Genomic DNA, 921 nt, shown 5'->3' on the forward strand with positions numbered 1-921 from the left:
AACGGAGGAGTACGAAGGTACGCTAGGTACGGTCGGAAATCGTGCTGATAGTGCAATGGCATAAGCGTGCTTAACTGCGAGACCGACAAGTCGAGCAGGTGCGAAAGCAGGTCATAGTGATCCGGTGGTTCTGTATGGAAGGGCCATCGCTCAACGGATAAAAGGTACTCTGGGGATAACAGGCTGATACCGCCCAAGAGTTCATATCGACGGCGGTGTTTGGCACCTCGATGTCGGCTCATCTCATCCTGGGGCTGTAGCCGGTCCCAAGGGTATGGCTGTTCGCCATTTAAAGAGGTACGTGAGCTGGGTTTAAAACGTCGTGAGACAGTTTGGTCCCTATCTGCCGTGGGCGTTGGATATTTGAAGGGGGCTGCTCCTAGTACGAGAGGACCGGAGTGGACGAACCTCTGGTGTACCGGTTGTGACGCCAGTCGCATCGCCGGGTAGCTATGTTCGGAAGAGATAACCGCTGAAAGCATCTAAGCGGGAAACTCGCCTTAAGATGAGATATCCCTGGAGGCTTGACCTCCTTGAAGGGTCGTTCGAGACCAGGACGTTGATAGGTCGGGTGTGTAAGCGCAGTAATGCGTTCAGCTAACCGATACTAATTGCCCGTAAGGCTTGATCCTATAACAAGTCTGCCTTGTAGATCGGCGCCGTGCGACAGCACCGGCTGCGATCCAAAGCGACACGTTGGATTCTCGTGTGCGATACGCACAACCCAAAATTACTGCTTCTTCCCGATTGGTTGCGCTGCGAAGCGGCGCAACAACCCTCTTTGCCTGATGACCATAGCGAGTCGGTCCCACCCCTTCCCATCCCGAACAGGACCGTGAAACGACTCTACGCCGATGATAGTGCGGATTCCCGTGTGAAAGTAGGTAATCGTCAGGCTCCCTAAGCCAAAAACCCCCGCCC

General features: G+C 54.5%; 2 rRNA genes. Both read left to right on the forward strand.

The features are described from left to right. Positions 1–632 (forward strand): 23S ribosomal RNA (locus HMPREF3115_RS11330); the annotation flags it as partial. A 152-nt stretch (positions 633–784) separates the two neighbouring features. Beyond that, positions 785–897 (forward strand): 5S ribosomal RNA (gene rrf / locus HMPREF3115_RS11335). The last annotated feature ends 24 nt before the right edge of the window (positions 898–921 follow it).

It is taken from the genome of Burkholderia sp. HMSC10F09, assembly GCF_001806955.1.
Taxonomy (GTDB): Bacteria; Pseudomonadota; Gammaproteobacteria; order Burkholderiales; family Burkholderiaceae; genus Burkholderia; species Burkholderia multivorans.